Source organism: Streptomonospora alba (assembly GCF_000826685.1).
In the GTDB taxonomy this organism is placed as follows: Bacteria; Actinomycetota; Actinomycetes; order Streptosporangiales; family Streptosporangiaceae; genus Streptomonospora; species Streptomonospora alba.
Genome location: NZ_JROO01000022.1, coordinates 12,691 through 38,369 on the forward strand (window position 1 = coordinate 12,691; position 25,679 = coordinate 38,369).

Consider the following 25,679-nt stretch of genomic DNA (forward strand, 5'->3'; position numbering starts at 1 on the left):
GCGGTCGGTGTGGTCGCCATAATCTCGCTCACTCCCCGCGCGCCGCTGCGCGCACGCCGTTGTACCAGTACAGCACGCGGCGTTCGGCGAGGCCGAACAGTACGGAGAGCCCGAAGCCGAGCAGGCCGAGAAGCAGGATGCCGCTCCACATCTCCGGGATGGCGAAGCTGCGCTGGAACTGGATGATCGTGTAGCCCAGTCCGCTGCTGCTGGCGAACATCTCGCTGATCACCATGAGGATGATCGCGATCGACAGGCCCTGGCGCATGCCCGCCATGATCTGCGGGCTGGCCGAGCGCAGCACCAGCGTGGTCAGCCAGCGCCGACCCCGGACGCCGTAGCAGCGGCAGGTGTCGATCAGCACCGGGTCGACGGCCCGCACGCCTTCGATGGTGTTGAGCAGGATGGGCCAGATGCAGCCGGAGACGATCACGGCGAGCTTCATCGTCGTATTGACGCCCATGAACAGCATCAGCAGCGGGACCAGCACCGGCGGCGGGATCGCGCGGAAGAACTCCAGAACGGGTTCGAGCACGGCCCGCAGGCGGGCGGAGAGCCCGAGCACGACGCCCAGGGCGACGCCCAGGACGCTGCCCAGGGTGAATCCGCCGATCAGGCGCCCGATGCTGGGAAGCACATCGGCCGCCAGCCGCTCGGCGCCCCAGACCTCGACGAAGGTCGCGGCGATCTCGCCGGGGGTGGGCAGGTAGTACAGGCCCGTCACCGCGCTGGCGAGCCACCACGCGCCGATGAGCACCAGGGGAAGCAGCAGGAGGTGCAGGGCGCGCAACGCGATCCGGCTGGCGCCGGAGGCGCCGGGGCGTCGCGCTGCGTCGCGTGTGTCGGTGCTTGCGGCGCTCACGCGATCTCCTCTCCGCGGACCGAGGCGTGCCAGCGCAGCGCCCGCCGCTCCAGTGCCCGCACGCCGACGTTGACGGCGACCCCGAGGGCGCCGGTGGCGATGATGAGTGCGTAGACCAGTTCTGTCGCGTCGCTGTTCTTGGCGACGGAGATCTGCTGGCCCAGGCCGGGTGTGCCGATGATCAGCTGTCCGGTGATGGTCAGGATGAGCGCGACGGCCGCGCCCAGCCGCAGCCCTGTCAGCACGTAGGGCAGGGCCGAGGGCCAGGCGATGTAGCGCAGGCGCGACAGCCGGCCCAGCCCGTAGGAGCGTGCGGTCTGCTCGGCGACCGGGTCGATGTCGGAGACGCCGTAGAGCACCTGGATGTAGATCTGCCAGAACGCGGCGTAGACCACCAGCAGCAGCGTGGAGGCCATGTCGGTGCCGTAGAGCAGGATCGCCAGCGGGATCAGCGCCACCGACGGGATGGGCCGCAGGAACTCCACCGTGGAGTGGGTGAAGGCCCGCAGCACGGGGACCGAGCCCACGGCGAAACCGAGCAGCGACGCGGCGGCGAAGGCGATGCCCAGGCCGATGCCCCAGGTGAGGACGGTGTCGCCGACGGCGGTCCAGAATTCGGGTAGCACCAGCCGCTCGCCGAGCGCGGCGAGCACCTCCGAGGCCGGCGGGAGGAAGCGGGCGGGGATCAGGCCGATGCGCGGCACCGCCTCCCACAGCAGCAGGAAGCCGACGACTCCGACGATCCCCAGTACGGCGCGGTTGGGCGAGCGCCGCGGCACGCGGGGGCGTCCCCCCGCCCCGGAGGGACGGGCGGGGGGACGCGCATTCTCGGCGGTATCGGTCTTCATCGGAACAGGGCGTCCATGTCGGGCTGCGACTCGATGACGCCGTCGTGCATCATCAGGTCGGCGATGGACTGGGCGGGCTCCTGGTAGTCCTCGGTGGGCCAGCGCGGCAGGCGGATCTGGTCGATGGCCTCGGAGTCGAGCTCGGTGTACTCGCCGAGGATGCTGCGGGCCTCCTCCGGGTTGTCCTGGGCGTAGGTGAGGGACTCGTTGATGGCGGCGGTGAAGTCGTCCACCAGCTCCGGGTTCTCGTTGATCATCTGCTCGGTGGTGAAGTAGTAGGCCACCGACAGGTCGGGGTCGGCGTCGACGAAGTTCGAGGCGACCTCGGTGGCGCCGTTGTTGAGCGTGGCGGTCAGGAACGGCTCGACGACCCAGGCGGCGTCGACGTCGCCGCGTTCCAGAGCGGCCGGCATCTCCGGGAAGGGCAGCTCGACGAACTCGACGGTGTCGGAGTCGCCGCCGTCCTTGCGGATGGAGTTGCGGACGGTGGTGTCGCCGATGTTCTCCAGATTGTTCACGGCGACGGTGGTGTCCTCGAGGTCCTTGGGGTCGGTGATGCCGCTGTCCGCGGGCGCCACGACGCCGCCGAAGTCGCCGCCCTGCTCGCCGGTGCTGGTCACACCGTTGGCGACGATCGTCAGCGGCAGGTCGTTGCTGCGGCCGACGATGAGCGAGGTGATGTTGCCGAAGGCGAAGTCGTAGTCGCCCGAGACGACGCTGGGCACGGCCTGGGCACCGCCCGTGGTGTTCTGGATCTCCATGTCGATGCCGTGCTTTTCGAAGATGCCCTTGTCGACACCGAGGTGCAGAGGTGCGACGTCGACGATGGGGATGGCTCCGACCTTGATGGACTGGTTGCCGCCGCCGTCGCCGCCGCCGTCTTCCTGGCCACCGCCGCAGGCTGTGCTGGCGAGCAGTGTGACCACAGCGGCCACGGGGAGAGTCATCCGGCGCATGTTGGGTCTCCTGGTGGGTGAATAGTCGGGCACGCACCACTCACGTCGGTGCGAGTGGGGGATCATCCCCAGACCTCGGCAGCGGTCTCGACGATCAGCCGCAGCTTGGCTACCTGCTCGTCATAGGTGAGGTCGTTGCCTTCGAAGGTGCTGGAGAATCCGCACTGAGGGGCGAGGCACAGCTGCTCGAGCGGAATGTAGCGGCTCGCCTCCTCGATACGGCGCTTGAGGTCGTCCTTGCTCTCGAGGGCGCCGCGCTTGGTCGTGACCAGGCCGAGGGCCACGTACTTGCCCTGCGGGACGAAACGCAGGGGTTCGAACCCGCCGGAGCGGGCGTCGTCGAATTCGAGGAAGTATCCGTCGACGCCGAGGTTGCCGAACAGCTCTTCGGCGATGTAATCGTAGCCGCCCTCGGCCACCCAGGAGGAGCGGAAGTTGCCCCGGCACATGTGGGTGGTGATCCGCATGCCCTCGGGGCGGCCGGCCAGGGCGGCGTTGATCTGGCTGATGTAGCGGCGGTGGATGCTGTCGCCGTTGTCGCCGCGCTGGTCGATCATGGCGCGCTGGCGCGGGTCGTTGAGGTAGGCGAGGCTGGTGTCGTCGAGCTGCAGGTAGGAGCAGCCCAGCTCGCCGACCCGACGGATCTGCTCGGCGTAGGCGGCCGAGAGGTCGTTCCAGAACTCCTCGGTGTCGGGGTAGACATCGGAGTCGATGGAAGCCTGGCCGCCGCGGTAGTGGACCATGCTCGGCGAGGGCATGGTCAGCTTGGGCGTGTTGGTGGTGACGGTGTCGCGCAGGAACGCGAAGTCGTCGGCGAAGATCGTGTGGTCCAGCCCCACCTTGCCGCTGACCTGCAGGGCGGCCGGGGTGAACTCGATGTCGCCCTGCTCGTTGTGGAAGGTGACGCTCAGGTCGCCGGGAGCCTTGGTGATGCCGCCGAGCTGGTAGATGAAGTCCATGTGCCAGGAGGCGCGGCGGAACTCGCCGTCGGTGGCCGAGGAGAGCCCGACCTCCTCCTGCATGCGCACGACGTCGCGGATCGCGTCGTCCTCGATGCTGCGCAGCTCCTGATCGTCCAGCGCGCCCTCGGCGTGGCGGGCGCGGGCGTCGAGCAGCCGACGCGGACGCAGCAGGCTGCCCACGTGGTCGGCGCGGAAGGGCGGTTCGCCTCGGCGGCTGGCGGGGGGTGTCATGGTTTCGCCGGTCTCCCTTCGAGTCCTCGGTGCGAGCCAGCGCGGACGGCATCCGGCGCTCGGCACGTGGGGCCCACCCGGCTGCGATTCTGCGGCGCTGGATCGGGACAAGCGGCGGGTGGCCGCCACCGGGCTGCGTGCCGGCGTGCGGCAGGGGCCCGGTCGCCCGCCATCCGGGGCGGAGCCGCGGTCGAGTGCCTAGGCACCGTACCGCATCCGCAGCTCGATGTACGAGATACGAACAAGCGTTCTTCGAGCGAACATAAGTGAGGCCGATCACCCACGTCAACCCCCATATAACGGACGGCTCTACCGGAGGTATCCGGCTTTACCTGGGACGTCTCTTGTTCGGTATGAGAACATCCCCCTAGGCGCATGAACGCGGAGCTGCACGGCGCGCACTGCGCGTGTCCCGAAATGCCGCCGCAACCGAAGGGAAGAGACATGAGCACGGACCTCACCGAGCCCGGCACCCACCCCAAGGGGGAACACTACGTGCAATCGCTGGAGCGCGGTCTGGCCGTGATCCGCGCCTTCACGGCCCAGAGCCCGGCGATGACGCTCAGTGAGGTCGCGCGCGAGACCGGACTCACGCGCGCCGCGGCCCGCCGCTTCCTGCTCACCCTGGTCGACATGGGCTACGTGCGCACCGACGGCCGGCTCTTCTCGCTGACCCCGCGGGTGCTGGAGCTGGGCTATGCCTACCTGTCCTCGGCCGGACTGCCCGAGGTGGCCCAGCCGCATCTGGAGCGCCTGGCCGCGGAGCTGCACGAGTCGTCCTCGATCTCGGTGCTCGACGGCGGCGACGTCGTCTACGTGGCCCGGGTGTCCACCTCGCGGATCATGAACGTGGCGATCAACGTCGGCACCCGGTTCCCGGCGTATGCGACCTCGATGGGGCGCGTACTCCTTGCGGGCCGCCCGGCCGAGGAGCTCGACGCCTATCTGGACAACACCGAACTGGCCCGGCTGACCGCCTACACGCTGACGACACCGGGCCGGCTGCGCGCCGAGATCGACCGGGTCCGCAACCAGGGCTGGGCGCTGGTCGACCAGGAACTTGAGGAGGGCCTGCGCTCGGTGGCCGCACCCGTCCGCGACCGCGACGGGCGTGTGGTCGCAGCGGTCAACGTCTCCGCGCATGCGAGCCGCTCCTCCGTGGAGGACATCCGGCGCGACCTGCTTCCGCCGCTGCTGGCAGCGGCCGCCCGCATCGAGGCCGACCTGGAGATCTCCCAGCGGGCGTCGGGGCACCCCTAAGGCCCGCCCGCTTCCCGCCACCGCAGGAAGCGCTCCGCGCCGTCCCCTCCCCTCCCCGTCGTCCCCGCCCCTGAATTTTCCTCGCCGTCCGCTCACCGAGTGTCACACCGCCTCCGGGAATGCCCGCGCGACCCGCTCACCGGGGCGTTCGCTCCGGCTTCACCCACCCTTGACCCGTGGGATGACCGTGGGCAATGATGTGCGTATTAAGAACACGCATTCGGCATACGAACAGATTTGGACCCACTTATGATCGTGCCGCTGGACGAGGGTGTACGCGAACTCGTCGGCGACGGAGACACGGTCGCGCTGGAGGGTTTCACCCACCTGATCCCGGTGGCCGCCGGTCACGAGATCATCCGGCAGGGCCGGCGTGACCTCACCCTGGTCCGCATGACCCCCGACATCGTCTACGACCAGATGATCGGCGCGGGCTGCGCCGCCAAGCTCGTGTTCTCCTGGGGCGGCAACCCCGGCGTGGGCTCCCTCCACCGGTTCCGCGACGCCATCCAGTACGGCTGGCCCCGCCCCCTGGAGATCGAGGAGCACAGCCACGCGGGCATGGCCAACCGCTACGTCGCCGGCGCCTCCGGCCTGCCCTTCGCGGTCCTGCGCGGCTACGCCGGCACCGACCTCGTCGACCAGACCGACACCATCAAGACCATCGAGTGCCCCTTCACCGGTGAGAAGCTGGCCGCCGTCCCCGCCCTCAACCCCGACGTCTCGATCGTGCACGCCCAGCGGGCCGACCGCGAAGGCAACGTCCAGCTCTGGGGCATCACCGGCATCCAGAAGGAGGCCGTGCTCGCCGCCAAGCGCTCCCTGGTCACCGTCGAGGAGATCGTCGACGAACTCGATCCCGTCCCCGGCCAGGTGGTCCTGCCCGCCCGCGTGGTCAGCGCCGTGGCGGCCGTGCCCGGCGGCTCCCGCCCTTCGTACGCCCACGGCTACTACGCCCGGGACAACGGCGCCTACCAGGACTGGGACGCCGTCAGCCGCGACAGGGAGGAGTTCTCCCGATGGCTGGCGGAGGGCCTGGGCGCCCAGGCCCCGCTGCCCGGAAAGGCAGGCTGAGATGACGACAGCAACCGGCTACACCGCAGACGAGATGATGACGGTGGCCGCCGCCCACGCCCTGACCTCGGAGATGGCCTGCTTCGTGGGCATCGGCCTGCCCAGCACGGCCGCCAACCTGGCCTGCCGCACCCACGCACCGGGCCTGTGGATGATCTACGAGTCGGGAACCCTGGGCACCCGCCCTGACACGCTTCCGCTGTCCATCGGCGACGGCGTGCTCGCCGAGACCGCCGACACCGTCGTCTCGGTGCCCGAGGTCTTCAACTACTGGCTGCAGCCGGGCCGCATCGACGTCGGATTCCTCGGCGCCGCGCAGATCGACCGCTACGCCAACATCAACACCACGGTCATCGGCGACTACACCGACCCCAAGGTGCGGCTGCCCGGCGCGGGCGGCGCCCCCGAGATCGCCGCTTCCTGCCGCGAGGTCGTCGTGGTCGTCCGCCAGAGCGCCCGTACCTTCGTGGACCGCGCCGACTTCGTGACCTCGGTCGGCCACGGCCGCGGCGCCGGCGAGCGCGAGCGCCTGGGGCTGCGCGGCGCCGGACCCACCCGCGTCATCACCGATCTGGGCGTCCTCAAGCCCGACCCGGCCACACGCGAGCTGACCCTGGTGCAGCTGCACGCCGGCGTCACCGTCGACGACGTCCGCGCCGCCACGGGCTGGGAGCTGGCCGTCTCCCCCGAACTGGCCTCCACCCCCGAACCCACCGCCGAAGAGCTGTCGGTGCTGCGCTCGCTGACCGGGCGAGACTAGGCGGCGGGCCGGCCAACCGGGGAGCGCGCCCGCGGCGCGAGAGAGGGACTGATAAGCAATGTTCCATCGGCGACCCGAGCCGGACGGCGGCGCGCGGCGCCGGCGCCTCCCCCGGCGCCCGCTCGGCGGCTCTGCCCGCACGTAGAGGAAAGGCCCACAATGACCGACGTATTCGTCCTGGACGCGGTGCGCACCCCCTTCGGCAAGCACGGCGGCGCGCTCGCCGGGGTGCGCCCCGACGACCTCGCCGCCCACGCCGTCCGCGGCCTCGTCGAGCGTACGCCCGGACTCGACCCCGCCGGAATCGACGACGTCTACTTCGGCGACGCCAACGGCGCCGGCGAGGACAACCGCAACGTCGCGCGCATGGCCGCGCTGCTGGCCGGGCTGCCCACCTCCGTGCCCGGCGCCACGCTGAACCGGCTGTGCGGTTCCGGGCTGGAGGCGGTCATCGCCGCCAACCGCGCGATCGCGGTGCAGGACGCCTCGCTGGTGCTGGCCGGCGGCGTGGAGTCGATGAGCCGCGCCCCCTGGGTGCTGCCCAAGCCCGCCAAGGGCTTCCCCGCCGGGCACGAGACGCTGCACTCCACGACGCTGGGCTGGCGCATGGTCAACCCGGCCATGCCCGAGGAGTGGACCGTCTCGCTGGGCGAGTGCACCGAGCAGATCGCCGAGCAGTTCGGCATCGAGCGCTCCGAGCAGGACGCGTTCGCGCTGCGCAGCCACAGCAAGGCCGCCGAGGCCTGGAAGAAGGGCGTCTTCGACGCCGAGATCGTCCCGGTGCCCGGAGTGGAGCTCACGCGCGACGAAAGCATCCGTGAGACCTCGCTGGACAAGCTCGCCGGGCTGAAACCGGCGTTTCGCCCCGACGGCACCGTCACCGCGGGCAACTCCTCGCCGCTGAACGACGGCGCTGCGGCCCTGCTGATCGGCGACGAGGCGGCCGCCTCGGCCACCGGCGCGACCCCGCTGGCGCGCATCGCCGGCCGCGGTGTCGCCGCTGTGGAGCCGCACCGCTTCGGCGTCGGCCCGGTGGAGGCCGCCCGGACCGCACTGTCGCGCGCGGGCATCGGCTGGGAGGACCTGTCGGTCGTCGAGCTCAACGAGGCCTTCGCCGCCCAGTCGCTGGCCTGCCTGCGGAGCTGGCCGGGTCTGGACCCGGAGATCGTCAACCCCAACGGCGGCGCCATCGCCGTCGGCCATCCCCTCGGCGCATCGGGTGCGCGCATCCTGGGATCGCTCGCCCACGAGCTGCACCGCCGCGGCGGCGGCTGGGGACTCGCCGCGATCTGCATCGGCGTGGGCCAGGGCCTCGCCGTGGTGCTGCACGCCTGACGGCGCGCGGCAGGGCCCGCACCGTCGGGTCCACGTCCGGATACGTTTCCGCACAGGCAGGAGGCACAGGAGCCATGAGCACCGATCCGCGCGCCGACGGGGTCCCGCTCGCGGCCGGATACCAGCGCGACCACGAGGTGCATCCGCCGCTGGACTACCCCGGCTACCGCAGCACCGCGCTGCGCCACCCCAAGCGGCCGCTGCAGCTTCTCCCCCACATGCTGACCGAGGTCACCGGACCGGTACTGGGCGAGGGCCGCATCGGCGAGACCGACAACGACCTCACCCGCCAGCACGAGGACGAGCCCCAGGGCCAGCGCATCATCGTCCACGGCCAGGTGCGCGACAGCGACGGCCGGCCCGTGCCCAACACGCTGATCGAGATCTGGCAGGCCAACGCCGGCGGCCGCTACCGCCACGCCGTCGACAACTGGCCCTCCCCGCTGGACCCGAACTTCTCCGGCGTGGGACGCACGCTCACCGACGCCCAGGGCCGCTACCGGTTCGTCACCATCCGGCCGGGCGCCTACCCCTGGGGCAACCACGACAACGCCTGGCGTCCCGCCCACATCCACTTCTCGCTGTTCGGCCAGGCCTTCACCCAGCGCCTGGTCACCCAGATGTACTTCCCCGGGGATCCGCTGTTCTTCCAGGACCCGATGTGGAACTCCATCCCCGACGAGAAGGCGCGGCAGCGGCTGGTGGCCAGGTTCGACTACGCCAACACGGCGCCCGAGTGGGCGCTGGCCTTCGAGTGGGACATCGTGCTGCGCGGGCGCGAGTCCACCGTCTTCGAGTCGGAAGTGGACGACGGCTGATGAGCAAAGGCGAGACCACACCCTCCCAGACCGTCGGCCCCTACCTGCACATCGGGCTGCCCTGGCCCGACGGCCCCTACGCGCTGGCCGAGGAGGCCGAAGGGGGCTTCTGGATCCGCGGCACGCTCTACGACGGCGCGGGGGCCCCGATCCCCGACGGACTGATCGAGACCTGGCAGGCCGACCCCGAGGGCCGTTTCGACCATCCCGACGACCCGCGCGGCGCCCAGGCCTGGCCGGGCTTCCGCGGCTTCGGCCGGTGCGAGACCGACGCGGAGGGCCGGTTCGGGATCCGCACCCTCAAGCCCGGTCCCGTCCCGGGATTGGGCGGAGCGATGCAGGCCCCCCACATCGACGTTTCGGTGTTCGCCCGGGGCATGCTCAACCGGACCGTCACCCGCATCTACTTCCCCGAGGAGGCCGAGGCCAACGCCGCCGACCCGGTGCTGGCGGCGGTCCCCGAGCCCGAGCGCGCCACGCTGATAGCCCGGCCCGCCGAGGACGGCTACGTCTTCGACATCCGCGTGCAGGGTAAGGACGAGACCGTGTTCTTCGACATCTGACCTGCGGGGACGGGCACCGGAGAGCACACGGCGAACGAGGCGAACGAGGCGAACGGGGCGATGGGAACGAGCGAGGAACCGTGAGCGAGGACAGCGGTGCGGCGGGCGGCCTCTTCGGAGGCGTCTTCGGCCGCGGCGGAATCGGCGCAGAGACCGGCGACCGGGCATGGTTGCGGGCGCTGCTGGACGCCGAGGCGGCGCTGGCCCGCGCCCACGCCCGCATCGGGCTGATCTCCTCCGAGCACGCGGAGGCCATCACCGCGGCGTGCGTACCGGAGCACTTCGACGCCCGGCGGCTGGGGGCGGATGCGGCCGGGGCAGGAAACCCCGTCGTGCCGCTGGTGGCGGAGCTGACCCGGCAGGTGGGCGGCGAGGCCTCGCGCCACATCCACCACGGCGCCACCAGCCAGGACATCATGGACACCGCGGCCATGCTCGTCAGCCGCCGCGCGGGCGCCGTCGTGGCCGACCACGCCGCCTCGGCGGCCGAGCGCCTGGCCGCGCTGGCCGCTGAGCACCGCGGGACGGTGATGGCCGGGCGCACCCTGCTCCAGCAGGCGCTGCCGACCACCTTCGGCGCGGTGGCCGCGAGTTGGCTGGAAGGGCTGGAGACCGCGGCCGACCGACTGGCCGAGGTGCTCGAACTCAGGGCCGCCGCGCAGCTGGGCGGTGCCGCCGGAACGCTGGCCTCGCTGGGCGCCGACGGCCCGGCGGCGGCCGCGGCCTTCGCCGAGGAGACCGGGCTGGCCGAGGCGGAGCTTCCCTGGCACACCGAGCGCGGCCGCGTCGCCGACATCGCCGCGAGCCTGGGCCGGGTCTGCGGAGCGGTGGGCAAGCCCGCCGGAGACATCGTGCTGCTGGCCCAGACCGAGGTCGCCGAGGTCGAGGAGTTCGGCGGCTCGGGTGTGGGCGGCTCCTCCACGCTGCCGCACAAGCGCAACCCCATCGCCGCGGTCTCGGCCGCCGCCTGCGCCGAGCAGGCTCCGGGACTGGTGTCGACGCTGTTCGCCGCCCAGGTGCAGCAGCACCAGCGGGCGGCAGGCCCCTGGCACGCCGAATGGCCGACGCTGACGCGGCTGCTGGAGGCCGCGGGATCGGCCGCGGCCTGGCTGGACACCTCCCTGGAGCGGCTTGCGGTGCGGCCCGAGGCCATGCGCGCCAACCTCGCGGCCTCCGGCGGCTTCCCCATGGCCGAGCGCGTCACCGCGGACCTAGCCGGCGAACTGGGCCGCGCCCGGGCCCACGAGAACGTGCGCGACGCCTGCCACGAGGCCGCCCGCACCGGTCGGGACCTGGCGGATGTGCTCGCCGACCACCTGGAGGGCCGCCGCGGCCGCGCCGAGATCGACGCTCTGCTCGACCCGGCGGGCTACCTCGGCTCGGCCCCCGAGCTGGTGGACCGGGCACTGGCCGCCCGCGCCCGCCGCCGCGGCGCGGAAAGGCAGGCCTGATGGCGCGCCCGCCCGAGCGCCCGCATCGGCGCCCGTACCGGCGCCCGGCCGGGCCGAGCGCCGATGCGGCTCCCGCCGCGACCGCACCGCCCGGACGTCGTTCGAACCGTTGGAGGAGACCGTGAGCGTCGACGTGCACCACGTCGCCCAGGGCCCGCCCCAAGCGCCGCTGCTCGTGCTGTCGGGGTCGCTCGGCAGCACGCTGGAGATGTGGCGGCCGCAGATCGAGGCGCTCTCCCGGGATTTCCGCGTCGTGTGCTACGACACCCGCGGCCACGGCGGCTCCCCCGTGCCACCGGGCCCCTACAGCCTGGCCGACCTGGGCGGCGACGTGCTGCGCCTGCTGGACCGCATCGGCGCCGAGCGCGCCCACTTCGCCGGACTGTCGCTGGGCGGCATGACCGGCATGTGGCTGGCCGCCCACGCGCCCGAGCGCATCGACCGGCTGGCGCTGCTGTGCACCGCGCCGAAGCTGGAGCCCGAGGGGTGGCGCCGGCGCGCGGCGACGGTGCGCGAGCAGGGCACCGGCGCCGTGGCCGCCGGGGTCGTGCAGCGCTGGTTCACTCCCGGCTACGCCGAGCGGGAGGCCGGCGTAGCCGAACGCATGCGCGCCATGGTGGCCGGCACGCCCGCCGAAGGCTACGCGAGCTGCTGCGCCGCCATCGAGCACATGGACCTGCGCCCGGACCTGCCGCGCATCGCCGCGCCGACGCTGGTCGTCGCCGGTGCCGAGGACCCCGCCACCCCGCCCGACCACGCCGAGCGGATCGCCGCCGCCGTGCCGCGTTCGCGGCTTCGGCGGGTCGAGGGCGCGCACCTGGCCAGTTGGGAGTCCGCCGAGGAGGTCAACGGCCTGCTGCGCGCCCACTTCGGCGCCGGCGAGGACGTCGAGGGCGGCGACACGCGAACCGCGACGGAGAAGGACCGATGAGCACGAACGAGACCCGCCCCGCCGACGACGCGTCCCGCCACGCCGCGGGCATGCAGGTACGCCGCGAGGTGCTGGGCGACGCCCACGTGGATCGCGCCGAGGCCGCCAAGACCGGCTTCACCGAGCCCTTCCAGGACCTGATCACCCGCTACGCCTGGGGCGAGATCTGGACCCGCGAAGGCCTGGACCGCCGCACGCGCAGCTGCATGGTGCTGACCGCGCTGACGGCCAAGGGCCACTGGGAGGAACTGGGCATGCACGTACGCGCGGCCGTGGGCAACGGGCTCACGCGCGACGAGATCGCCGAGGTGTTCCTGCAGGCGGCGATCTACTGCGGCGTGCCCGCTGCCAACAAGGCCTTCGGCATCGCCCAGCGCGTGCTGGACGAACTCGAAGAAGACGGCGGACATTGACACCGGGGGATTCGGCGGTCTGCGGTCCTCCCGCCCGTCCGCCCCGGCCTGCCGCGGCCGCCCCGGCCCCGGCAGGCGCCCGCGCCCGTCCGTGAACACCGCCCCACACGCTTTCTCCTCGAAGGGAGGCAAGCGGCGCAACGCCGCGGTGCCGGCACGCCGGACCCGCCGCCGCGCCGCGGAGCCGAACATGCGCACCACAGTCGGAATCATCGGAGCCGGCCCCGCCGGGCTGTTCCTGTCGCACCTGCTGCATCAGCGGGGAATCGAATCGGTCGTGCTGGAGCGCCGCGACCGCGACTACTGCGAGCGCCGCCAGCGCGCGGGCGTCGTCGAGCACGGCGTCGCCGAGGCGCTGCGCGAGTCGGGCCTGGGCGAGCGCATGGACCGCGAGGGCTTCCGCCACGACGGCATCGAGCTGCGCTTCGAGGGACGCGGGCACCGCATTGACTTCCCCGGTCTGACCGGGCGCCACGTCATGATCTGGGCGCAGACCGAGATCGTCAAGGACCTGATCGCCCGGCGCCTCTCCGACGGCGGGCGGATCCTCTTCGAGGCCGAGGCCACGGCGATCGAGGGGATCGACGGCGAGCACCCGCGTGTGCGGTTCGCCTCCGCCGAGGGCGCCGAGGAGACGTTGGAGTGCGACTACGTGGTGGCCTGCGACGGTTTCCATGGCATCGGGCGCTCCAGCCTGCCCGAGGAGGTCGTGCGCACCTACGACAAGGTCTATCCGTTCGCCTGGCTGGGCATCCTGGCCGACGTGCCGCCCTCGTGCGACGAGCTGATCTACGCCCGCCACGACCGCGGGTTCGCGCTGCACAGCATGCGCTCGGAGTCGGTGAGCCGCCTCTACCTGCAGGTCCCCGCCGACACCGACACCGCCGACTGGTCCGACGACCGCATCTGGTCGGAGCTGGCCACTCGCTTCGAGCTCGCCGACAGCGCCTGGAAGCTGGACACCGGCCCCATCACCGACAAGAGCATCACGCCGATGCGCAGCTTCGTGACCGAGCCGATGCGCCACGGGAATCTGTTCCTGGCCGGCGACTCCGCCCACATCGTGCCGCCCACCGGCGCCAAGGGGCTGAACCTGGCGATGCGCGACGTGATGCTGCTGGCCGAGGGGCTGGACGCGTGGTACGCCCGGGGCGAGGCCTCCGGGCTGGATTCCTACTCCGAGCAGGCGCTGCGCCGGGTGTGGCGCGCCGAGCACTTCTCCTACTGGATGACCTCGCTGATGCACACCGACCCCGCGGCCACGGAGTTCGAGCACCGGCTGCAGCAGTCCCACCTGGAGCACATCGCCGCCTGCGAGCCGGCCGCCGCCGCGCTGGCGGAGAACTACACGGGGCTGCCCCACGTCTGAACCTCTGAACCCGCCCGGCGACGCCGCGCTGCCGGCGGCGATGGGCGGGGTGTGCGGCGTGTGCGTTGGAGCGGTCCGGGGCGGGGCGACGGCGCCGGCCGCGCGGCCCGGACCGGCTCCCACGGCCTCGGTGCCGCGGGCGGGCCGGGTTCGCGAGGCGGGCCGGACGCTTCGGGGGATTCGGTCTGACCGCAGCTTCCGGACGCCTGTTACCCAATGCCGCGAAATGGTGACCGGCGCCACTCGGCGGGCATAGACTCCGAGAACCATCGGCCCACTTCCCCCCTGAAGAGGATGGCGATGCCTCGTTTCGAATCACCGGAGTTCATGAAGCGCGCCGGCTACGCCTACACCCCCGAGAACGAGTCCGACCGGATCGACCCGGCGAAGGCGAGCATCGCCCGGGTCTACTCCTATTACCTGGGCGGCAAGGACCATTTCGAGGTCGACCGGGACATGGCCAACTACGCCGAGTCGGTCGTTCCCGGGGTGACCGACCTCGCCATGGGCAACCGCGCCTTCGTCCAGCGGGCCACCCGCTACCTCGCCGCCGAGCGGGGCCTCGACCAGTTCCTGGACATCGGATCGGGTCTGCCCACCGACGGCAACGTGCACGAGATCGCGCACGAGTCCATCCCCGACGCCCGTGTGGTCTACGTCGACAACGATCCGATCGTGCTTGCGCACGGGCGAGCCCTGCTGGACGACAACCGCACCACTCTGGTTCTGCAGAACGACCTGACGAAGCCGGAGGACGTGCTGAGCGAGGCGGAGCGGACCGGGCTGCTCGACCTCAAGCGACCCGTGGGGCTGATGCTCGGCGGCATCCTGCACCACCTCAGCGACGCGCAGGATCCCGACGGGGTCGCCCGCCGACTGCGCGACGCCCTGGCACCGGGCAGCTGCCTGGTGGTCAGCCACTTCTGCGAGCCCGACTTCGCACGGTCTCCCGAGGAGGCCAAGCGCGCCCGCCGCCTCCAGGCCGCGTTCCTGGAGCGCTTGAAGACCGGGATGTGGCGCAGCCCCGAGCAGATCCGGAGCTACTTCGGCGACTGGCACCTCGTCGAGCCGGGCGTGGCCTCCCTCAACCGGTGGCGTCCCCTGCCCCCCGACGCCAAGTCCTTGGGCAGCTACACCATGCCCCCGCGCAACGAGAACCTCATCGTCGGCGGCGTCGCCGTCAAGCAGTGACCCGGCCACCCACAGCAGCCTCCTTCGGCGGCAGGGGTCGGAGGCGCCCCCGCTCGTAAGCGCCCCGGCTCCGGCCGCCGCTGCCCCGCTGCCGCTGCGTGCGCGCTCCGCGCGGGCACGGCGGGGCGGGTCACACCCCTGGCCCGCCTCCCTGCCCGCCGACCGCGCTCTCCAGCAGGTCCAGGAGGCGGACCTGCCCCTTCACCAGTTTCGTGCGGGCGGTGGGCAGGTCGAACCACGCGGCGCGGTCGACCTCGGGGAACTCCTGCGTCGTGCCGGAGCGCGGAGGCCATTCCATCGCGAAGGTGTCGCCCGCGATCCGCGAGGCGTCGAAGTCGCCTTCGAGCGCGAAGCAGGTGACGGTCTTGCCGCCGGATTGGCGCACCTCCCCCAGCGCGAACGGCTCCCCGTCGGGCGCGGGCCGCCCCAGCTCCTCGGCGAACTCCCGCCGGGCGGCGGCCAGCGGTTCCTCGTCGGCGGTGTACTCCCCCTTGGGCACCGACCAGGCGTGCGCGTCCTTCTTCGCCCAGAAGGGGCCTCCCATGTGCCCCAACAGCACCTCAACGGCCCCCGCCCCGTCCCACCGGTACAGCAGCAGCCCGGCACTGGTCCTCGCCATACATCCCTCCCCGTGTCCGACACCGCCCATTGAACAGGGCCACGATGAGACCCCCCTAGAACGGCCCGGGGACTCAGCCGCCTCGATCGGTCTGGGCCGGAGGATGCCCGCAACGGTTTCGATGCGGATACGACCGACCGCGTTCGCCGGGAACCGTGCGCTGGAATCCTGACCGCATGACGCCCCACTCGCCCCCGTTTTTCACCGAACCGAACGCGGAGTGCCTCCCGCTTCGTATCAGACCTCGGCTCGACAGCTGGGAACGCGGCGGGCACCCGGATCAAGTGCGGCTGGAGGAGTACCTCGTCCACGTCCAGGAGATTGTGCAGCCGCGGCTGGAGCGGACGCCCGGCCCACGCGTCCTCCGGCTGGATGTCGTCCTGCCCGGTTCCGTCCCACTATTGGAACACCACGACCTGGACAACTATCTGTTTCCGCTGGTCAAGCGGATCAGTAGAGACAGTGGATGCCACTTCGCCTCGGTGTGGGGAACCAAGAGCCACGCGGGAACCCCGCGGCTCTGCCTCGACCGGGCACGGCCGGCGACCAGCCGCCCCGTCTTCGGTCACACGTACGAGGTCTCCACCACAGCCTCAGCCGAATCCCCCGCATACAAGGAGCAGATCGCCGATCAACTCGGGAGCGCCGTTCCGCTTCGGGACGGGCCGGTCAGCCTCCACCTCGGATTCTGTGTCGGACCGCGACGCTGGTGGCCGAACCTTTGGAAACCGACGATCGACGCCCTCGAAAGAATCTTGGGCGGCACCACGCCGACCAGCCGGTGGCACCCCCGCGACGGGCGGATCGTCCAACTCGGCATGCATTGCCGTATCGACCGTTCGTTGGGAAACGACGTGGTTATCCGGGTCGACGCGGATCCTGCGACGGTAGAGGGCACCACCTGACCCACCGCACAGAGCGCCACCCAGCCGACAAGGACCGCCATGAAGAGTACCCCGCTGTGAGCGGGTGGTTGCGGCATGTGTGGCGCCCCGGGAGCCCCCGTCTCCAAACCGGCACGGCAGCGCAGGGGCGCGGCACGCACGCGCCCGACGCCGGGCCGTCTCGCCTCGCCGATCAGCTGCCGGTGTAGGTACCGAAGGTCCAGGACGCGCCCTCAGGATCGGCGATGGTCACGTTGCGCGACCCGTAGTCGGCGTCGTAGGGCGCTAGCTGCACAGTCGCCCCCGCCGCAACCGCGCGCTCGTGCACTGCGTCGGGGTCGACGGTGACGACGTACAGGACGGCGCCATCGGCCCCGCGCTCTCCGGCGTTCGTACTGCCGAACATCAGCCCGCCGCCCTCGGGCCAACGCAGCTCGGCGTGTTCGATTCGGGTCCCATCGGCGCTGCGGTACACGGCGCGCTCCTCGAAGCCGAAGACGCCGGTCAGGAAGCGCAGGGCCGCCTCGGCGTCCCGGTATCCCAGGCAGGGCCACACACCCGGGTTCGGCGCCGCAGTCGCGCTCGTCTCCGCCATCTCCCTCATCCCTCTCATCTCGTCCATGGTCTCGACTCTGGCACCGGTCCGATGTCGCCGTCTTGGAGAAACGGGAGCTCTTCGCACATCCACTCGGTGGGCGTGCACTCCGCCATCGCCCGCCATTCGCGGTTCATGTACGCCTGGTCGTAGTAGCCGCACGCAGCGGAAACCGCGGCCAGGTCTCGTGCGCCTGCACGTAGGGCGGCTGCGCTGCGCTCGAAGCGGATCACCCGCGCGGCCTGCTTGGGCGTCGTTCCGACCTCGGCGGCGAACCGCTCGCCGAGGTGTCGACGGCTCCACCCCACCTCGCGCGCGACGCGGTGCACGGGCACACGCCCGCCCGTGCGGACGAGCAGTTCCCATGCGTGGCGCACTTCCGGGGCGACGGTGTAGCCGACGCGTCCCTCCATCAGGGCCCGGTCCAGTCGCTCGAACACGTCCCGCCATCCGCATGCCTCGGCCAACCGCTCGGGGAGGTCCCGGGCCCAGGAGACCGGAAGGGCCTCGATTTCAACGGTCGTTCCGGCCAGTTCGGCGGCCGGCACGCCGAACAGCGCGCGGGCTGCCATGGGATCGACCGAGACGTGCACGCCGCGCTGCGGTGTGCGCTGCGCGATCTGCACAGGCCGCAGATGCAACCCGCCGACACCGGCCTCAACGGTGCGCGGGCCGTTCTCGCTCCCCGGTCCGCCGATGATGTGCAACGGGTCGTCCAATGCGGCGATGAACGTCAGGTACCGCGATGGCAACCCTGCATGCACGCTCGGTGCGGCCGCGCTCGTGGCGTAGGCGACGTAGGGCTTGACGACCCCTCGCAATGCCGGGTGCGGGAGGGCGGCGGCCCATGCCCCGGTTGTCTCCTCCACACTGCGGATTCTAGACGTCCGGGACGCCGGCGGGAGCTGAGCGCTCCAGGTCAGGGACCGAACCCCGAGGGTTCCCGCAAGCCGATCACCGATGCTTCGACGCCCTGATGAGCCGGATCGCGGGCCGTTTCGCACGCGTGGAGCCCCGGCGGCGAATCGGGCGGAGAAGGAGTACTAGGCGAGAAGCTTTTCTCCCTGGCCCACGCCTCGAACCCGCCCTTGGGGAAGGGGAGTCGCATACCCGAAGGGTGGAGGTCGTCGATGAGCACCGACGCATTGGTCACCGTGCAGTCCCCTTTTCGGCAGGCGTCAGCGATCAACCCGGCCGTTCCCCGAACGGTGAGGCCATGTTTCTCGGCAACCTTGCGAGCAGGCCGATCGTCGAGAACCAGAGTGTCACCATGTTTGATGGGGCAGGAAGCTCAATCCGTTGCTGCCTCGGTGAGTTCTTCGACCGAGACCTGTCCGCGCATCATTTCGACGGCACGCTGAGGGACGATCAGGGCCTCCCGCAGCGCCGCGACCACCGCGGACGCGTAACGGGGAGAGACACGTACCGACGCGAGGTCGGGTTGGGGCTTCCATCCCACTGCATCCTTGAACTCCACGTCCGTCGGTGTACGCGCCGACAGTTCGCGCGATTCCTCGGAATCCAACAATCCGGTGTGTCTGAGCTGGGTCACGGCGAGGCCCCACGAGACACGGTAGGTCGCCGACACGCGAACCAGATCCTGACGACGCGCCTCCTCACCGGGCTCCTCGGCGACCGTTCGTGTCACGTCAGCGGGAAGCAGGAACTCCGCGGCGAACGCTTCCATGCTCTGTTCCCGCTCCTGACGGGACGCGTGCACACCGAGATCACTGGAGAACTCGTCTCCCAGCACCATGTGCGCGAGTTCGTGCGCGGCTGTACTCCGCCTGCGTCCCGGCTCCTGCTCCTCGCTGACAACGGCCACCGCGACCTCCGCATCGACCAGGGAGGCTCCGTCCGATGGAAGGGGGACGACCGTGGTGAACTGACCCGCTCGCTCACACGCCTCGGAGACCGAATCGATCGGCCCCGTGCCCAGACGAAGCTCGTCGCGCAACCACCGGGCGGCTTCCCTAGCCTCCTCGGTGCCGGTCACCGTTCGGGGATAGCGCCGTATCGGCTCCGGCCGCAGAACCCCGGCCTCGACAAGTTGACGTACGTCCCGCAGCCATACGGAGAGCTGCACCTCGGTTCGGTAGGCACTGCGCGCGGCCACGCTGTCGCCAACGTCCTCCCTGTCGGGGATGCCCGCCCGCCGCGAGATTATCTCCGGCATGGACGAGAGAAGGTGCGACACGGAAGATTCGAGCACATGGGCAAGCCGGGTGAGCTCCACCGCGTCAATACGGCGGTCCCCCTTCTCCAGCTTGGAGATCATGCTGCGTTCCAGCCCGACCGCATCAGCAAGCGCCTGTTGGGATAGGCCAGCGGCTGCCCTGCTCTCCCGCACCCGCTCACCGATCCGCACCCAACTCAGGCCTTCCACCATACGTGCGATGATCGCACATCGTCACGGTCCGGAGTAGCGCTTGGACTGAGGGTAACGTCCCCTGGCACCGGACATCCCACAACACAAAGGAAGCCAGGCCATCTGGCCTGGCTTCCTTCGACTGCTCCCGCGACTGGATTCGAACCAGTAGCCTGCCGGTTAACAGCCGGCTGCTCTGCCGATTGAGCTACGCGGGATCGGACCCTGGCGCCGATCGGCGGGCTCTGCCCGCTTCGGCGACATATCTAGACTAGCGCATACGCAGGCGTGCTCGTGACACGTTTTCCGGACGCCCGGCAGGTAGCGTCAGGGAGCAGGGCAGCACCCACCGATGACGGGAGAGGGACCTATGCGCTACCGGATGACGTTCGCCGCCGGACTCGCAGTGGGATACGTGCTCGGGGCCAAGGCCGGCAAGGCCCGCTACGAGCAGCTGGTCCGCACGGCCCGGCGCGTCGCCGAGAGTCCGGCCGTGCAGGAGACCGCAGGGGTGGTCGGCGCCCAGGTCAGCGGGGCGGGCAAGGCCGTCTACGGCAGGGTGTCCGAACGCATGCCGGTCTCCTCGCTGAAGGACTTCCTGGCCCGGCCGACCGAGGAGGAGGCCGCGCACCTGAGCGGGACGGGGCCCGACGGCGCCGGCGGCGCCGACACCGGGTCCCGCTGACGCGATGCGCCTGACGCGCCGCACCGGGCTGCCCGAAGGGCTGCGCTCGCGGATCTCCCTCCAGCGCGGCGAACGCGTCCTCGCCGTCACCGGCGGGGGTGCCGACGCGGCCCTGGTCGCCACCGACCGCGCGCTGCACCTGCCTGACGGCCACGCCGTGCCCTGGGAGCACATCGACCGCGCCCGGTGGACCGAGGAGGGCCTCACCTTCACCGAGGAGGGCCACGGCCGGCGGGTGTTCGGGGTCGAGGATCCGGGACGGCTGGCGGAGGTCGTCTACGAGCGCGTGACGGCCACGATCGTGGTCTCGCGCCACGTCCCGCTGGAGGGCGGCGGCGAGGACGGCGAGGGGTTCCGGCTCGTCGCTCGGCGCCCGCCCGGCGGCACCGACGTCTCCTGGCAGGTGCACGTCGACGAGGGCGTCGACCCGCAGGACCCCCGTGTCGCCGCGCTGGCCGGCCCCGAACTGGCCGCGCTGCGCGCGCAGATGGGGGTCTGAGAACCGACCCGCGCCGATCGCGGCGGCGGCCTTGTCCCCGAACGCCGCCGGTGTTCCGGCACGGCCGGGCCAAGGCCGCCGATCGGTGCGGCTACCCCTGCTGCCTCCCGGAGTCCCGGTCGGCCAGGCCTTGGGCCAGCACTTCGGCAAGGTGCAGGGCCGGGCGGCCCGCCTCCTGGTCGATCTGCGTGCGGCAGCTGAAGCCGTCGGCCAGGACCAGCGTCTGCGCATCGGCCTCGCGCACCGCCGGCAGCAGCACCCGCTCCCCCACCGCCGTGGACACGTCGTAGTGCTCGGCCTCGAAGCCGAAGTTGCCCGCCAGCCCGCAGCAGCCGGAATCCAGTACGTCGCCGTCGATCCCGGCGCGCTCCATGAGCTTGCGGTCGGCGTCGAAGCCGATGACCGCGTGCTGGTGGCAGTGCACCTGGCTGATCGCCTTCGCGTCCACCTGCGGCGGCTCCCACTCGGGGGCGTAGGTGTCGAGGAACTCCGAGAGCGTGTACACCGACGCGGCCACCCGCTCGCTCGCGTCCCCGGGCAGCAGCTCCAGCAGGTCCGAGCGCAGCGCGGCCGTGCAGCTGGGCTCCAGCCCGACGACGGGCACCCCCGCCTGGACGTGGGGGGCCAGCGCGCGCAGCGAGCGGCGCATCACCTGCCGGGCCACGCTCAACTGACCGGTGGAGACCCACGTCAGGCCGCAGCACACCTGCCCCTCGGGGAGCACCACGCGGAACCCGGCGTCCTCCAGCACCCGCACCGCCGCGGCGGGCACCTGCGGGTGCAGGTAGTTGCCGAAGGTGTCGGGCCACAGCACCACAGTGCCCCGCCGCTGGGCCGCCGGTGCGCCGTCCCCCTCGCCGGCGGGCGCGGCGGTGCCGCGGCGGCGCCCGAGGACACCGCCGAGCAGCCGCTGGGCGGTCCCCGCCTCCTGCCTGCGGGCGCGGCGGCGGAACCACCGGGTGAACGTCGTGCGCGCGAACTCGGGGATGCGGCGCTGCGGCGCGATGCCGCCCACCCGTTTGAGCACGTCACCGAGCCCGCGGGCGCCGCCCGCCCGGTTGACCTCCGCGGGCGCCACCGCCGCCAGCCGCGCCCACAGCGGCAGCCACCCCATCGAGTAGTGCGACGCCGGCCGCACGCGGTTGCGGTAGTGGTGGTGCAGGAACTCGGCCTTGTAGGCGGCCATGTCGACGTTGACCGGGCAGTCGCTGCGGCAGCCCTTGCACGACAGGCACAGGTCCAGGCTGTCGCGGACCTCCTCCGAGGCCCAGCCGTCGGTGATCACCTCGCCGTTGACCATCTCGAACAGCATCCGGGCTCGCCCGCGCGTGGAGTCCTTCTCCTCGCGGGTCACCATGTAGCTGGGGCACATCACCCCCGGGCCCTCGTGGCGCCGGCACTTGCCCACTCCCACGCAGCGGCGCATCGCCCGGGCGAAGTCGCCCTGATCCTCCGGGTAGTCCAGGACGGTCAGGGGTCCGCTGGTCACGGCCGCCTGGCGCAGGTCGTCGTCCATCGGCCGGGGGTCGACGATGACGCCGGGGTTCATCCTGTCGTTGGGGTCCCAGACGGACTTGAACTCGCCGAACGCGCGGATGAGCCGGTCGCCGTACATCCGCGGCAGCAGCTCGGAGCGGGCCTGACCGTCTCCGTGCTCGCCCGAGACCGACCCGCCGTGCTCGGCCACGAGGTCGGCGGCCGATTCCATGAAGGAGCGGAAGCGGGCGCGCCCCTCGGCGTCGCTCAGCCCGAAATCGACACGCACGTGCAGGCAGCCCTCGCCGAAGTGGCCGTAGACCACGCCGCGGTAGCCGTAGTCGTCCATCAGGCGGTCGTAGGCGCGCAGGTAGGAGCCCAGGCGCTCGGGAGGCACCGCCGCGTCCTCCCACCCCGGCCAGGCCTCGGTGCCGTCGGGCGCCCGCGTGGCCAGCCCCGAGCCCTCCTCGCGGATGCGCCACAGCGCCCGGGCGTGCGCGGGGTCGGCGACCACGGCCGAGTCGATCGGGCGGGCCGCTCCCGTCAGCGAGCGCAGCATGGTCTTGCCGCGATCGGCGGCCTCGGCCGCGTCGGCGCCTCCGACCTCCACCATCAGCCAGGCCCCGCCCGCGGGCAGCTCGGTGCGCCCTTCGCCGGGGCGCCGCACGCGCGATACGAGCTGCTCGTTGAGCCCTTCGACGGTCAGCGGGCTGTGCTGGAGCAGCTCGGGCACGGCGTCGGCGGCCGCCGGCGCGTCCGGGTAGCCCAAGACGACGAGGATGCGCGCGGGCGGCGACTCCACCAGCCGCACCGTCGCCCCGAGCACGGTCACGCAGGTGCCCTCGGTGCCGGTGAGCGCGCGGGCGAGCTGGCCGCCGTTCTCCGGCAGCAGCCGGTCCAGCGCGTAGCCGGAGACGCGCCGGGAGAGCTGGGGCATGCCGGTGCGCAGGTCGCCCATGTAGGTGTTGACCAGGTCGCGCAGGGACGCGTAGATCCGGCCCTCCCGTGTGGGCAGGGCGGCCAGCCGGTCGAGCTCGTCGCGGCCGGTGGCGCCGACCGTCATGCGGGTGCCGTCGTGCAGCAGCACGTCCAGCGACTCGACGTTGTCGGCGGTGGTGCCCCAGGCGACCGAGTGGGAGCCGCAGGAGTTGTTGCCGATCATCCCGCCGATGGTGCACCTGCTGTGCGTGGAGGGGTCGGGGCCGAAGGTGAGCCCGTGGGGGGCCGCGGCCGCACGCAGATCGTCGAGGATGACCCCGGGCTGGACGCGGGCGGTCCGGCTCCGCGGGTCGATCTCCTCGATAGCGGTGAGGTGGCGCGATGTGTCGATGACCAGCCCTTGGCCGATGGAGTTGCCGGCGATGCTGGTGCCCCCGCCGCGCGGAGTCAGCGGCACCCCGTAGGTGTTGCACGCGGCCACTGCCGCGACGACGTCGTCGACGGTGTGCGGAAGCACCACGCCCAGGGGGACGTGCCGGTAGTTGGAGGCGTCGGCGGTGTAGAGGGCCCGGGTACCGGCGTCTAAGGCAACCGTGCCGGAGACGTCGCGGCGCAGGGCGCGCTCGAAGCCGTCGAGGTCGATGTCGGGCAGGACCGTTGGGGAGGGCGTTTCGGGCATGATCCCAGCGTGGCGCGGCTCGCGTGGAGAGACAACCGCCGACGCGTCGGCGATTCCTGACGTCAGGTGTCAGTTCGAGGCGCCAGGCTGGCGGCATGCACAGTGACTCGCCGAAGGCGACATCCGCCGCAGCCCTGCCCGCCGTCTCCTGGAAGGAGTTCGCCGCAGCCCAGTCCGCCTTCGCGGCCGAGGTGCGTGCCGCGTTCGGTGCCGCCAAGCACCACGTCCTGGCGACGCTGCGCGGTGACGGCTCCCCGCGGGTCAGCGGCACCGAGGTGGATCTCCGCGGCGATCAGATGCTGCTCGGATCGATGCCGGGCGCCCGCAAGGCGCTGGATCTGCGGCGCGACGGCCGCATGGCCCTGCACGCCGCTCCCGAGGAGTCGATGGATCCCGGCGACGCCAAGGTCGGCGGCATCGCGGTGGAGGTCACCGACCCGGCGGAGGCGCGCGCCCTGCTCTCCGACCCCGGCGCCGACCCGGCCGCCTTCCACCTGTTCCGCATCCTGATCAGCGAAGCCGTGATCACCTCGGTGGCCTCCGACGAGCTGCGCATCCGCCACTGGCATCCCAAGCGCGGCCTCGTCGACACGTACCGGGACGGCTGAGGTCCCTACCGCGGCTCCCCGGATCCGCCCGAGGCGTCGAGAGAGGTCTCCATGGCGCGCACCAGCTCGCCCTCGGGGTCCATGTCGAGGTTCCAGAGCATGAGGCCGCCCAGGCCGCGGTCGCGGACGTAGGCCCCTTTGACGGCGACGGTGTCGGGGGTGTCGTAGGACCACCACTCGTTGCCGTCGATCAGCCAGTAGGTGCCGTTGACGGGGTCGAAGAACCGCCGCCCGTCGCGCCGCTGGAGTTCGGCGTAGGAGGCGGCGTGCTCGCCGTAGTCGCCCGAGGCCGGGGCCTCGGGCGTCTCACCGCGCCCGTACGCCTCCCCCGCCGGCACGCCGCGCCAGCCGCGGCCGAATCCGGGGAAGCCCACAACGAGCTTCCCGGCGGGCAGCCCGTGCTCCAGGTAGCCCTGCACGGCGCTGTGCACGCTCTCCTCCGGCGCGGCGGGCCCGTCGGCGTACAGCGGGGCGTGGTGGCCGGTCGTGCCGCTCCACGGGCCGGCGAGGTCGTAGCCCTGCACGGTGGCGAAGTCCAGCGCCTCGTAGGCCTCCGGCTCGTAGCCGTCGTGCATCCGCCCGGTATCGCCGGGAAGCGACGCCGACAGCGTGTACTCGCGCCCGGTCTCGCGCTCCAGCGCCTCCAGCTGGCGGCGGAACTCGCGCACGAGCAGGGTGAAGTTGCGCCGGTCGTCGGGGTGCTCGATGTTGTCGGGGTGCCCGTCGCCGCCGGGCCACTCCCAGTCCAGGTCGATCCCGTCGAAGACGCCCGCCGCCGCGCCGGGGCCGCCCTGCGGCTCGCCGTCGCGCACCGGCAGGTCGCCGCGCAGCCACAGGTCCAGGCACGAGGAGACGAACTCCCGGCGCGCCTCCGGGGTGCGCGCCGCCCGGGAGAAGTGGACGGAGGTGTTCCAGCCGCCCAGCGAGATGCTCGCACCCAGGCCCGAGTACCGCGCGCGCAGCTTGCGCAGCTGGTTGATACCGCCGGCCAGCGGCTGGTCGTAGGAGTCGGCCTCGCCGTCGACGCTGTCGGCGGCGTCGTAGCGCCGCTGGTAGAGCTCCCAGCGGGCGTCCTCCGCGGGCAGGCGGCAGCGGCCTTCGGCGCTGATCTCGCCGAAGGCCCACATCAGCCGGGTGAGCCGGGCGGCCGCGCCGCTGTCGGCGACGTCGGAGATCCGGTAGCCGCGCACGGCCGTGTTCCAGTCGGCGAAGTAGGCGATGCGGTGCACGGGGGACGGGCTCCTTGCCGCGTCGACGGCGGCCAGGACGCCTGCCGCGAGCACGACCGCCAGCGCCGCCGCCG

The 25,679-nt window shown here is 71.9% G+C and carries 25 protein-coding genes and 1 tRNA gene; 15 read left to right on the plus strand and 11 right to left on the minus strand.

Annotated elements, in window-relative coordinates:
• Positions 1–28: 28 nt before the first annotated feature.
• The 4 genes from LP52_RS12260 to LP52_RS12275 form a co-directional block, all read right to left on the minus strand.
• Positions 29–796, minus strand: coding sequence for an ABC transporter permease (locus LP52_RS12260; RefSeq protein WP_040273457.1), 768 nt, complete (start codon positions 794–796; stop codon positions 29–31).
• A gap of 62 nt (positions 797–858) precedes the next feature.
• Positions 859–1,710, minus strand: a complete 852-nt coding sequence (locus LP52_RS12265) for an ABC transporter permease (protein WP_084723143.1) — start codon at positions 1,708–1,710, stop codon at positions 859–861.
• Positions 1,707–2,657 (minus strand): ABC transporter substrate-binding protein, encoded by a 951-nt coding sequence (locus tag LP52_RS12270; protein WP_338011643.1) that lies wholly within the window; start codon positions 2,655–2,657, stop codon positions 1,707–1,709. The genes LP52_RS12265 and LP52_RS12270 overlap by 4 nt, the downstream gene beginning before the upstream one ends.
• Positions 2,658–2,728: 71 nt before the next feature.
• On the minus strand, positions 2,729–3,859 hold the full coding sequence (locus tag LP52_RS12275; protein WP_040273415.1) for a 5-methyltetrahydropteroyltriglutamate--homocysteine S-methyltransferase: 1,131 nt from the start codon (positions 3,857–3,859) through the stop codon (positions 2,729–2,731).
• A 444-nt stretch (positions 3,860–4,303) separates the two neighbouring features.
• On the opposite strand from LP52_RS12275, the gene LP52_RS12280 reads away from it, so the two are divergent.
• The 11 genes from LP52_RS12280 (at position 4,304) to LP52_RS12330 (ending at position 15,024) form a co-directional block, all read left to right on the plus strand.
• On the plus strand, positions 4,304–5,119 hold the full coding sequence (locus LP52_RS12280) for an IclR family transcriptional regulator (protein WP_040273417.1): 816 nt from the start codon (positions 4,304–4,306) through the stop codon (positions 5,117–5,119).
• 249 nt (positions 5,120–5,368) lie between these two features.
• Positions 5,369–6,193 carry a CoA transferase subunit A gene (locus LP52_RS12285; RefSeq protein WP_040273419.1) on the plus strand — a complete coding sequence of 275 codons (825 nt, stop codon included), beginning with the start codon at positions 5,369–5,371 and terminating at the stop codon, positions 6,191–6,193.
• Between the two features lies 1 nt (position 6,194).
• On the plus strand, positions 6,195–6,953 hold the full coding sequence (locus LP52_RS12290) for a 3-oxoadipate--succinyl-CoA transferase (protein ID WP_040273420.1): 759 nt from the start codon (positions 6,195–6,197) through the stop codon (positions 6,951–6,953).
• A gap of 159 nt (positions 6,954–7,112) precedes the next feature.
• Positions 7,113–8,288 carry a thiolase family protein gene (locus tag LP52_RS12295; RefSeq protein ID WP_040273422.1) on the plus strand — a complete coding sequence of 392 codons (1,176 nt, stop codon included), beginning with the start codon at positions 7,113–7,115 and terminating at the stop codon, positions 8,286–8,288.
• A gap of 74 nt (positions 8,289–8,362) precedes the next feature.
• Entirely contained in the window at positions 8,363–9,106 is a 744-nt protein-coding gene (gene pcaH / locus LP52_RS12300) for a protocatechuate 3,4-dioxygenase subunit beta (RefSeq protein WP_040273428.1), read from the plus strand.
• Positions 9,106–9,669, plus strand: a complete 564-nt coding sequence (gene pcaG / locus LP52_RS12305; protein WP_040273429.1) for a protocatechuate 3,4-dioxygenase subunit alpha — start codon at positions 9,106–9,108, stop codon at positions 9,667–9,669. The genes pcaH and pcaG overlap by 1 nt, the downstream gene beginning before the upstream one ends.
• An 80-nt stretch (positions 9,670–9,749) precedes the next feature.
• Positions 9,750–11,120 carry a 3-carboxy-cis,cis-muconate cycloisomerase gene (pcaB, locus tag LP52_RS12310; RefSeq protein WP_040273431.1) on the plus strand — a complete coding sequence of 457 codons (1,371 nt, stop codon included), beginning with the start codon at positions 9,750–9,752 and terminating at the stop codon, positions 11,118–11,120.
• A gap of 121 nt (positions 11,121–11,241) precedes the next feature.
• Complete coding sequence (pcaD, locus tag LP52_RS12315; protein ID WP_052809767.1) at positions 11,242–12,051, plus strand: 3-oxoadipate enol-lactonase; 810 nt, start codon at positions 11,242–11,244, stop codon at positions 12,049–12,051.
• On the plus strand, positions 12,048–12,464 hold the full coding sequence (gene pcaC / locus LP52_RS12320) for a 4-carboxymuconolactone decarboxylase (RefSeq protein ID WP_040273433.1): 417 nt from the start codon (positions 12,048–12,050) through the stop codon (positions 12,462–12,464). The genes pcaD and pcaC overlap by 4 nt, the downstream gene beginning before the upstream one ends.
• 190 nt (positions 12,465–12,654) lie before the next feature.
• Complete coding sequence (locus LP52_RS12325) at positions 12,655–13,833, plus strand: 4-hydroxybenzoate 3-monooxygenase (protein WP_040273435.1); 1,179 nt, start codon at positions 12,655–12,657, stop codon at positions 13,831–13,833.
• A gap of 300 nt (positions 13,834–14,133) precedes the next feature.
• Positions 14,134–15,024, plus strand: coding sequence for an SAM-dependent methyltransferase (locus LP52_RS12330; protein ID WP_040273436.1), 891 nt, complete (start codon positions 14,134–14,136; stop codon positions 15,022–15,024).
• A 130-nt stretch (positions 15,025–15,154) separates the two neighbouring features.
• On the opposite strand, the gene LP52_RS12335 is transcribed toward LP52_RS12330, so the two are convergent.
• Positions 15,155–15,643 (minus strand): NUDIX domain-containing protein, encoded by a 489-nt coding sequence (locus LP52_RS12335; RefSeq protein WP_040273438.1) that lies wholly within the window; start codon positions 15,641–15,643, stop codon positions 15,155–15,157.
• Between the two features lie 176 nt (positions 15,644–15,819).
• On the opposite strand from LP52_RS12335, the gene LP52_RS12340 reads away from it, so the two are divergent.
• Positions 15,820–16,548: a hypothetical protein gene (locus LP52_RS12340; protein WP_040273440.1), complete on the plus strand. Its 729-nt coding sequence runs from the start codon at positions 15,820–15,822 to the stop codon at positions 16,546–16,548.
• Between the two features lie 172 nt (positions 16,549–16,720).
• Here LP52_RS12340 and LP52_RS12345 read toward each other — a convergent pair whose 3' ends face one another.
• The 4 genes from LP52_RS12345 to LP52_RS12360 form a co-directional block, all read right to left on the minus strand.
• Complete coding sequence (locus LP52_RS12345) at positions 16,721–17,149, minus strand: VOC family protein (protein ID WP_238580880.1); 429 nt, start codon at positions 17,147–17,149, stop codon at positions 16,721–16,723.
• Positions 17,137–17,991 carry a helix-turn-helix domain-containing protein gene (locus tag LP52_RS12350; RefSeq protein WP_040273443.1) on the minus strand — a complete coding sequence of 285 codons (855 nt, stop codon included), beginning with the start codon at positions 17,989–17,991 and terminating at the stop codon, positions 17,137–17,139. The genes LP52_RS12345 and LP52_RS12350 overlap by 13 nt, the downstream gene beginning before the upstream one ends.
• Positions 17,992–18,413: 422 nt before the next feature.
• The gene (locus LP52_RS12355; RefSeq protein ID WP_040273445.1) at positions 18,414–19,511 is read right to left on the minus strand and encodes a helix-turn-helix domain-containing protein; all 1,098 of its coding nucleotides are present in this window, start codon (positions 19,509–19,511) and stop codon (positions 18,414–18,416) included.
• 124 nt (positions 19,512–19,635) lie between these two features.
• A tRNA-Asn gene (locus LP52_RS12360) sits at positions 19,636–19,708 on the minus strand.
• A 152-nt stretch (positions 19,709–19,860) separates the two neighbouring features.
• On the opposite strand from LP52_RS12360, the gene LP52_RS12365 reads away from it, so the two are divergent.
• On the plus strand, positions 19,861–20,175 hold the full coding sequence (locus LP52_RS12365; protein WP_040273447.1) for a hypothetical protein: 315 nt from the start codon (positions 19,861–19,863) through the stop codon (positions 20,173–20,175).
• Positions 20,176–20,179: 4 nt separating this feature from the next.
• Complete coding sequence (locus LP52_RS12370; RefSeq protein ID WP_040273448.1) at positions 20,180–20,674, plus strand: hypothetical protein; 495 nt, start codon at positions 20,180–20,182, stop codon at positions 20,672–20,674.
• 91 nt (positions 20,675–20,765) lie between these two features.
• Here the strand turns inward: LP52_RS12370 and LP52_RS12375 are convergent, their stop codons facing one another.
• Positions 20,766–23,768 carry an FAD-binding and (Fe-S)-binding domain-containing protein gene (locus LP52_RS12375; protein ID WP_052809770.1) on the minus strand — a complete coding sequence of 1,001 codons (3,003 nt, stop codon included), beginning with the start codon at positions 23,766–23,768 and terminating at the stop codon, positions 20,766–20,768.
• Positions 23,769–23,863: 95 nt separating this feature from the next.
• Here LP52_RS12375 and LP52_RS12380 point away from each other — a divergent pair, with 95 nt between their 5' ends.
• On the plus strand, positions 23,864–24,376 hold the full coding sequence (locus tag LP52_RS12380) for a pyridoxamine 5'-phosphate oxidase family protein (protein ID WP_052809771.1): 513 nt from the start codon (positions 23,864–23,866) through the stop codon (positions 24,374–24,376).
• A 5-nt stretch (positions 24,377–24,381) separates the two neighbouring features.
• Here LP52_RS12380 and LP52_RS12385 read toward each other — a convergent pair.
• Positions 24,382–25,679 (minus strand): glycoside hydrolase family 18 protein (locus tag LP52_RS12385; RefSeq protein WP_157036309.1); only part of this gene is annotated, 1,298 nt, incomplete at its 5' end.

What these genes read in the sequence shown, in the direction of transcription:
- LP52_RS12265 (WP_084723143.1), bottom strand. Translation starts at nt 1,710, where the DNA reads ATGAAGACCGATACCGCCGAGAATGCGCGTCCCCCCGCCCGTCCCTCC.
- LP52_RS12270 (WP_338011643.1), bottom strand. Translation starts at nt 2,657, where the DNA reads ATGACTCTCCCCGTGGCCGCTGTGGTCACACTGCTCGCCAGCACAGCC.
- LP52_RS12275 (WP_040273415.1), bottom strand. Translation starts at nt 3,859, where the DNA reads ATGACACCCCCCGCCAGCCGCCGAGGCGAACCGCCCTTCCGCGCCGAC.
- LP52_RS12280 (WP_040273417.1), top strand. Translation starts at nt 4,304, where the DNA reads ATGAGCACGGACCTCACCGAGCCCGGCACCCACCCCAAGGGGGAACAC.
- LP52_RS12285 (WP_040273419.1), top strand. Translation starts at nt 5,369, where the DNA reads ATGATCGTGCCGCTGGACGAGGGTGTACGCGAACTCGTCGGCGACGGA.
- LP52_RS12290 (WP_040273420.1), top strand. Translation starts at nt 6,195, where the DNA reads ATGACGACAGCAACCGGCTACACCGCAGACGAGATGATGACGGTGGCC.
- LP52_RS12295 (WP_040273422.1), top strand. Translation starts at nt 7,113, where the DNA reads ATGACCGACGTATTCGTCCTGGACGCGGTGCGCACCCCCTTCGGCAAG.
- pcaH (WP_040273428.1), top strand. Translation starts at nt 8,363, where the DNA reads ATGAGCACCGATCCGCGCGCCGACGGGGTCCCGCTCGCGGCCGGATAC.
- pcaG (WP_040273429.1), top strand. Translation starts at nt 9,106, where the DNA reads ATGAGCAAAGGCGAGACCACACCCTCCCAGACCGTCGGCCCCTACCTG.
- pcaC (WP_040273433.1), top strand. Translation starts at nt 12,048, where the DNA reads ATGAGCACGAACGAGACCCGCCCCGCCGACGACGCGTCCCGCCACGCC.
- LP52_RS12325 (WP_040273435.1), top strand. Translation starts at nt 12,655, where the DNA reads ATGCGCACCACAGTCGGAATCATCGGAGCCGGCCCCGCCGGGCTGTTC.
- LP52_RS12330 (WP_040273436.1), top strand. Translation starts at nt 14,134, where the DNA reads ATGCCTCGTTTCGAATCACCGGAGTTCATGAAGCGCGCCGGCTACGCC.
- LP52_RS12335 (WP_040273438.1), bottom strand. Translation starts at nt 15,643, where the DNA reads ATGGCGAGGACCAGTGCCGGGCTGCTGCTGTACCGGTGGGACGGGGCG.
- LP52_RS12340 (WP_040273440.1), top strand. Translation starts at nt 15,820, where the DNA reads ATGACGCCCCACTCGCCCCCGTTTTTCACCGAACCGAACGCGGAGTGC.
- LP52_RS12345 (WP_238580880.1), bottom strand. Translation starts at nt 17,149, where the DNA reads ATGGACGAGATGAGAGGGATGAGGGAGATGGCGGAGACGAGCGCGACT.
- LP52_RS12355 (WP_040273445.1), bottom strand. Translation starts at nt 19,511, where the DNA reads ATGGTGGAAGGCCTGAGTTGGGTGCGGATCGGTGAGCGGGTGCGGGAG.
- LP52_RS12365 (WP_040273447.1), top strand. Translation starts at nt 19,861, where the DNA reads ATGCGCTACCGGATGACGTTCGCCGCCGGACTCGCAGTGGGATACGTG.
- LP52_RS12370 (WP_040273448.1), top strand. Translation starts at nt 20,180, where the DNA reads ATGCGCCTGACGCGCCGCACCGGGCTGCCCGAAGGGCTGCGCTCGCGG.
- LP52_RS12375 (WP_052809770.1), bottom strand. Translation starts at nt 23,768, where the DNA reads ATGCCCGAAACGCCCTCCCCAACGGTCCTGCCCGACATCGACCTCGAC.
- LP52_RS12380 (WP_052809771.1), top strand. Translation starts at nt 23,864, where the DNA reads ATGCACAGTGACTCGCCGAAGGCGACATCCGCCGCAGCCCTGCCCGCC.